Origin of the sequence: Thiohalocapsa sp. (genome assembly GCF_019695415.1) — a bacterium.
In the GTDB taxonomy this organism is placed as follows: Bacteria; Pseudomonadota; Gammaproteobacteria; order Chromatiales; family Chromatiaceae; genus Thiohalocapsa.
This window is the reverse complement of sequence record NZ_JAIFKJ010000656.1, coordinates 1,707-7,508: the sequence shown is the minus strand read 5'-3', so window position 1 is coordinate 7,508 and position 5,802 is coordinate 1,707. Positions and strand designations below refer to the sequence as shown.

Annotated in this window: 6 protein-coding genes and 2 pseudogenes; 4 read left to right on the top strand and 4 right to left on the bottom strand. The window is 66.9% G+C overall.

Going from position 1 to position 5,802, the window contains the following annotated elements:
* Positions 1-182: 182 nt before the first annotated feature.
* Positions 183-2,288: a methionine--tRNA ligase gene (gene metG, locus I6U14_RS17920; RefSeq protein WP_296901203.1), complete on the top strand. Its 2,106-nt coding sequence runs from the start codon at positions 183-185 to the stop codon at positions 2,286-2,288.
* Between the two features lie 56 nt (positions 2,289-2,344).
* Positions 2,345-2,572: pseudogene (locus I6U14_RS18355) on the top strand (DUF29 family protein); the annotation flags it as partial.
* Here the strand turns inward: I6U14_RS18355 and I6U14_RS17910 are convergent.
* The 4 genes and pseudogenes from I6U14_RS17910 to I6U14_RS17900 form a co-directional block, all read right to left on the bottom strand.
* Positions 2,538-2,939, bottom strand: a complete 402-nt coding sequence (locus tag I6U14_RS17910) for an addiction module antidote protein (protein WP_296901200.1) — start codon at positions 2,937-2,939, stop codon at positions 2,538-2,540. The pseudogene I6U14_RS18355 and the gene I6U14_RS17910 overlap by 35 nt on opposite strands.
* A gap of 6 nt (positions 2,940-2,945) precedes the next feature.
* Positions 2,946-3,032 (bottom strand): annotated as a pseudogene (locus I6U14_RS18350) (hypothetical protein); the annotation flags it as partial.
* Positions 3,033-3,240: 208 nt separating this feature from the next.
* On the bottom strand, positions 3,241-3,645 hold the full coding sequence (locus I6U14_RS17905) for a PIN domain nuclease (protein WP_296901198.1): 405 nt from the start codon (positions 3,643-3,645) through the stop codon (positions 3,241-3,243).
* A 2-nt stretch (positions 3,646-3,647) separates the two neighbouring features.
* Entirely contained in the window at positions 3,648-3,851 is a 204-nt protein-coding gene (locus I6U14_RS17900) for a type II toxin-antitoxin system VapB family antitoxin (RefSeq protein WP_296901196.1), read from the bottom strand.
* 144 nt (positions 3,852-3,995) lie between these two features.
* Between I6U14_RS17900 and I6U14_RS17895 the strand changes: the two genes are divergently transcribed.
* Positions 3,996-5,396: an efflux RND transporter periplasmic adaptor subunit gene (locus tag I6U14_RS17895; RefSeq protein ID WP_296901194.1), complete on the top strand. Its 1,401-nt coding sequence runs from the start codon at positions 3,996-3,998 to the stop codon at positions 5,394-5,396.
* Positions 5,397-5,398: 2 nt separating this feature from the next.
* Positions 5,399-5,802: efflux RND transporter permease subunit (locus tag I6U14_RS17890; protein ID WP_296901192.1), on the top strand; the 404-nt coding region annotated here is incomplete at its 3' end.

Here is a 5,802-nt window from a genome sequence, read left to right as displayed (position 1 = left end):
CGGCTCCGTCTGATTTTTGGGCAGGATGCCCAATAAATCAGCATCTCCTTAAGAGAGCAGCTGTCGCCCATTCGGATTGTGCGGGCGCTTCCCCCAATGTCCGCCGTTCCCGGATAATGCTCGTTTCACGCACGCTGCCCGCGCAAGGCCGCCCTCCGCCCGACCAGTTTCGACAGCACGCCATGACCGCACCCGACAAGCGCCGCCGCCCACGCCGCGATATCCTCATCACCAGTGCGCTGCCCTATGCCAACGGACCCATCCACATCGGCCACTTGGTGGAGTACATCCAAACAGACATTTGGGCGCGGTTTCAGAAGCTGCGCGGGCACGACTGTTGGTATGTCTGCGCCGACGACGCCCACGGCACGCCGATCATGCTGAAGGCGCGTGCCGAGGGCATCACGCCGGAGGCGCTCATCGCCCGCGTCGCGGAAGAGCACAAGGCGGACTTTGCGGACTTCCGGATCGGTTTCGACAACTACCACTCGACCCACTCGGACGAGAATCGTTACTGCGCGACCTTGATCTACGCGCGCAACCGCGACAAGGGCCACATCACCGCGCGCAACATCCATCAGGCGTATGACCCGGTGGAGCAGATGTTTCTGCCGGATCGCTTCATCAAAGGCGAGTGCCCCAAGTGCGGTGCCGCCGACCAGTACGGCGACAACTGCGAGGCCTGCGGCGCGAGCTACTCGCCGGCGGAGCTGAAGAACCCCAAGTCCGTCGTCTCCGGCGCCGTGCCCGAGCAGCGCGAGTCCGAGCACCTGTTCTTCAGGCTCGCGGACTTCGAGCCCATGCTGCGCGAGTGGACCCGCGGCGGCGGGCTCCAGGAGCAGGTCGCCAACAAGCTCGACGAATGGTTCGAGGCGGGCCTCAAGGAATGGGACATCTCCCGGGATGCGCCGTACTTTGGCTTCGAGATCCCGGACCACCCGGGCAAGTTCTTCTACGTCTGGCTGGACGCGCCCATCGGCTACATGGCGAGCTTCAAGCAGCTGTGCGAGAGCGAGCGCGGGCGCGCCGCCGGGCTCGACTTCGACGCCTTCTGGGGACAGGACAGCACCGCCGAGCTGTATCACTTCATCGGCAAGGACATCATCTATTTCCATGCCCTGTTCTGGCCGGCGATGCTGCACGGCGCCGACTTCCGAACGCCGACGGCCGTCTTCGCGCATGGATTCCTGACCGTGGACGGGCAGAAGATGTCCAAGTCCCGCGGCACCTTCATCAAGGCACGGACCTATCTCGATCACCTGAATCCCGAGTACCTGCGCTACTACTTCGCGGCTAAGCTCGGTCCCGGCGTCGATGACATCGACTTGAGTCTGGACGACTTCCAGGCCCGCGTGAACGCGGATCTCGTCGGCAAGGTGGTCAACATCGCGAGCCGCACCGCCGGCTTCATCACCAAGCGCTTCGGCGGTCGTCTCGGTGTGGAATTGCCGGAGCCCGGGCTGTTTCACGAATTTGCCGCTGCTGGCGAGGGTATCGCCGAGGCGTACGAACGCCGGGAATTCAGCCGCGCGGTGCGAGAGATCATGGCGCTTGCGGACCGTGCGAACCAGTACATCGACGAGCGAGCCCCCTGGGTGGTGGCCAAGCAGGACGGCCGGGACGCCGAGCTCCAGGGCATCTGCACCCAGGGGCTGAATCTGTTCCGGCTGCTCATCGGCTGGCTCAAGCCGATACTGCCGGGGACGGCGGAGGCCGCCGAGCAGTTCATGCAGATCGAGCCGCTCGCCTGGGATGCGCTGTCCCAGCCGCTGCTCGACCACGAGGTCGCGAAGTTCAAGCCGCTGATGACCCGCGTCGAGCCCAAGCATATCGAGGCGGTGCTGGAGGCGTCCAAAGAGGATTTGGCGGCGGCCCAGGCGCAGACTGCGGGTCAGCCGGCGGCTGGGCAGGGCGGCGACACGACGTCGGGCGCCGGCCACGTGGCCAGGGATCCCATCGCCGACACCATCGACTTCGACGCCTTCGCCAAGGTGGACCTGCGCATCGCCCGCATCGCCAGGGCAGCGCCAGTGGACGGTGCCGACAAGCTGCTCCAACTCACACTCGATCTGGGCGGCGAGACGCGCAACGTCTTCGCCGGCATCAGCAAGGCGTACGACCCCGCGAAGCTCGAGGGGCGGCTCACGGTGATGGTCGCCAATCTTGCGCCACGCAAGATGCGCTTCGGCGTGTCCGAGGGCATGGTGCTTGCGGCAGGGCCCGGCGGGAAGGACATCTTCATCCTGAGCCCGGATGCCGGTGCCGAGCCCGGCATGAAGGTGAAATAGTCATGCAGCATCCTTCGATCAGTTCGAGTCTCCATCGACTCTAAGACCAAGACTACGCCGCCTGGGCGGAGCGGACGGCGGAGCTGCTGCGCGCCGGTCGTTTCGCGGAGCTGGATCTGGAGCACCTCATCGAGGAGTTGTCCGAAGCGTGTCTAGACTCTCCGCAAGCGCTGAATGTGGGCAGAGGAGTCGAGTGTGCCATTGGGTGTCTCTGCTCCGCCGGCGCCGGCGCAACGGGCAATGCGGCACTCAGGGGGCAACCTCATCCGTGTCGCCCTCGGTAACGCGCAAGGGTTGCGCCACCAGCTTCACGCCCAAGGCATGACAGACCCGGTTCATGGTGTCGAAGCGCGGTTGTGACTCGGGGCGCAACGCCTTGTAGAGCGACTCGCGCGCCAGGCCCGATGCCTTCGCGATCTCTGTCATGCTGCGAGCGCGGGCGACCGTACCAAGCGCGTGCGCCAGGGCGGCGGGGTCGTCTTCTTCCAGCAGGACGGTCAGGATCAGGCGGGGGTCGCGCCCCAGCTCCACCCGGTCACCCAGCGCAAAGGCCAGCGGGATGCTGTCTCCGGCCGGCACCTCGGCCAGCTCCATGGTAGCGAGCGACACGCTCTCCGCCGGCGCGGCGAGCCTGGTCAGCGTGGCGCGCACCCGGGCGTCGTCCCCGGCGCTGGCGAGCCGCGCCCCCGCCGGGTCCCAGGCCGCCGATGAGACCGGGGCGTCATGGCAGCTCAGGCGCGCCAGCTCGGTGCCGGTCAGCGCGTCATGGATTCGGTTGGAGCCGTCATCATGGCCGCTCGCGACGAGCAGCCCATCCGGGCTGAACTGTGCCTAGAGCGCGTCGGATTCGCGGGCGAATTCGAAGTCATCGACCCGCGCCGGCAAGTCCGGCACCGACTGGGGTGTGGCGAAAAGGGCGGGCGGCTGGCGCTGGGTGCGGCGCCTGTCCCGGTCAGCCGGACACCTGCCGCAGCGCCGTCACGACCTGGGCGATGTGCTCGAAATCGGTGTCGTCATGGAGCAGGACCGCGTCATGCTCCAGGGCCGCCTGGGCGACGAGGCAGTCGTTGGCGGAGCGGACCGTCAGGCCACGGCGCCGGCAGTCGAAGTAGATGCGGGCTGCCGCGATGGCGCAGCCGACGAGGTCTTGGGGGTGGAGGATCGGCTGGCTCGAGAAGTACCTGAGATACTTGTCGAATTGGGCGTCGTCACGCGTGCCCTGAAGAATCTCCTGCAGGATCTGCGCCGTGATGCAGACATCGGCGCCCGCCTGAAGGAGCGTCTTCAGCCGTTGCACGGCGGGCGTGGCCCGCGCGCGGAAGAAGTCGATCCAGACCGAGGTGTCGACCAGGTACAAGCTCAGTCGTCTCCGCTCCGGGCGCTTTTGTAGTCATACTGTGGGTCGATGCCGTCCGAGCCGTAAAGGTCCATCAGATCGAGTCGCCTGGCCCGGGCGACCATCTCGCGCAGCGCGCGATCCACCACCTCGCGTTTGGTCTTTGCGCCGGATACCGCCATCGCCTCCTGCACGAGGGCGTCGTCCAAAACAATGTTGGTGCGCATCGGTATACACATTGAATGGTGTAGCATGGCCGGAAGTCTAAGTTCGTTCGACGCGTGCTGCAACGTGAGGACTTTCGCAACCCGCCGGCGCCCCGCGTCGTGCCGTCCCGCCCCGGATCAACCAACAAAAAGAGCCCCTGACGCATGAGCGAAGCACTGCACTCCGCCGCCAATGTGTCCCGCACGCGGCCCACATCCGCATGCGGGTTGACTCGCCGGCGGTCCGCAGGCCAGCAGGTCGTTCTGTTGGCGCTGCTGGCGCTTCTCACCCTGCCGGGCATGGCTCAGCCGTCCGGCCAATCGGGTGACAACCCGCGACCCGCCGTGGTGGTCGCCGCCGTGGAGAGCCAGGCGGTCGACAAGACCGCCCGCTTCGTTGGCAACATCCAGGCCATCCAGTCAGTGGACCTGAAAGCCCGGGTGGAGGGCTTTCTGGAGGACGTGGCCTTCGAGCAGGGCTCCATGGTGGACAAGGGCCAGGTGCTCTACCGCATCGAGCAGGACCAGTATGAAGCCGATCTGGAGCAGGCCCAGGGGCAGCTTGCGGCTGCCCAGGCAGAAGCGCTCGCCGCCGCTGCGGCGCTGGAGGACAAGCAGGCGGACTTCGAGCGCCAGGCGGCGCTGATCGAGAAGGGCGACACGTCCCAGACCGCCTTCGACCAGGCCAAGGCCGCCCGTGACGAGGCCAAGGCGAATGTGCAGAAGGCCAAGGCCAGCGAGCAGCAGGCCCAGGCAGGGGTGGACAACGCCAAGATCAATCTCGGCTACACCACCATCGCGAGCCCTATCGCCGGGCGCATCGGCGCCACTTCTGTCACCGAGGGCAATCTGGTCAGCACCAACACCGGCACGCTCGCCACCGTGGCTCAGCTGGACCCCATCCGAGCTGTGTTTTCGGTGCCCAGCGCGGAGCTGATCAGGCTGCAGGACAAGGTGGGCGCTGCCACTACCGCCGAGGCGCGCGAGGCCTTCGTCCCCAAGCTGGTGCTGCCGGACGGCACTCAGTACGACAAGCCGGGCAAGATTGCCTTCACCGACAACCGGGTGGATGCGTCCACTGGCACGGTTGCCATCTACGCGGATTTCCCGAACCCAAGTGGCGTGCTGCTGCCCGGGCAGTTCATCACCGTCGTCGTGCATAGCGAAGACAAGGAGCACCTGCCGGTGGTGCCGGCGGCGGCGGTGCAGCGCACCCGTACAGGCGCTCAAGTGTACCTGGTGGACGGCGATGACCGGGTGCAGCTGCGCAAGGTGCAGCTCGGACCGCGGGTGGACGGCGGCTATGCGGTGACCTCGGGTCTGACAGACGGCGAGCTGGTGATCGTCTCGGGTCTGCAGAAGGTGAAGCCGGGCATGACGGTGCAGCCGAGTGGGACGGATGGGGCTGCGACCGGCTCCGGTAGCGGGGATGCCGGCGATAAGGGCGCCGACGGTGACAGTGGTACTGACGCCCCAGCCGGTGCCGGGTCGGACGCCGGCGATGGTGCTGACGGTTCGGCTGATGACATCGGCAAGACCGAGGCCGCCCGCGGCAACGGGGGCTGACCATGATCTCCCAGGTCTTCGTCGAGCGCCCGCGGCTCGCCGCGGTGGTCTCCATCGTGCTCGTGGTAGCGGGCATCCTGGCGCTCCGGGCCATCCCCGTCGCCCAGTACCCGCCCATCACGCCGCCGGTGGTGGTGGTCACCGCCACCTATCCCGGCGCCGATGCCCAGACCATCGCCGATACCGTCGGCGGGCCCATCGAGGAGCAAGTGAACGGCGTCCAGGACATGCTCTACATGTCCTCCACCGCGTCCAGCTCGGGCAGTTACAGCCTGACGGTCCCCTTCGCCGTCGCCACCCCACCGGCCATCCCCCCAGTACCACACCAACACCGGGTCTCCCACGCCCTTTCCCCGGCTCCCCACGGGGCACCACCACTCGGGCGTTCCGGGCCGGCGGACTCCCA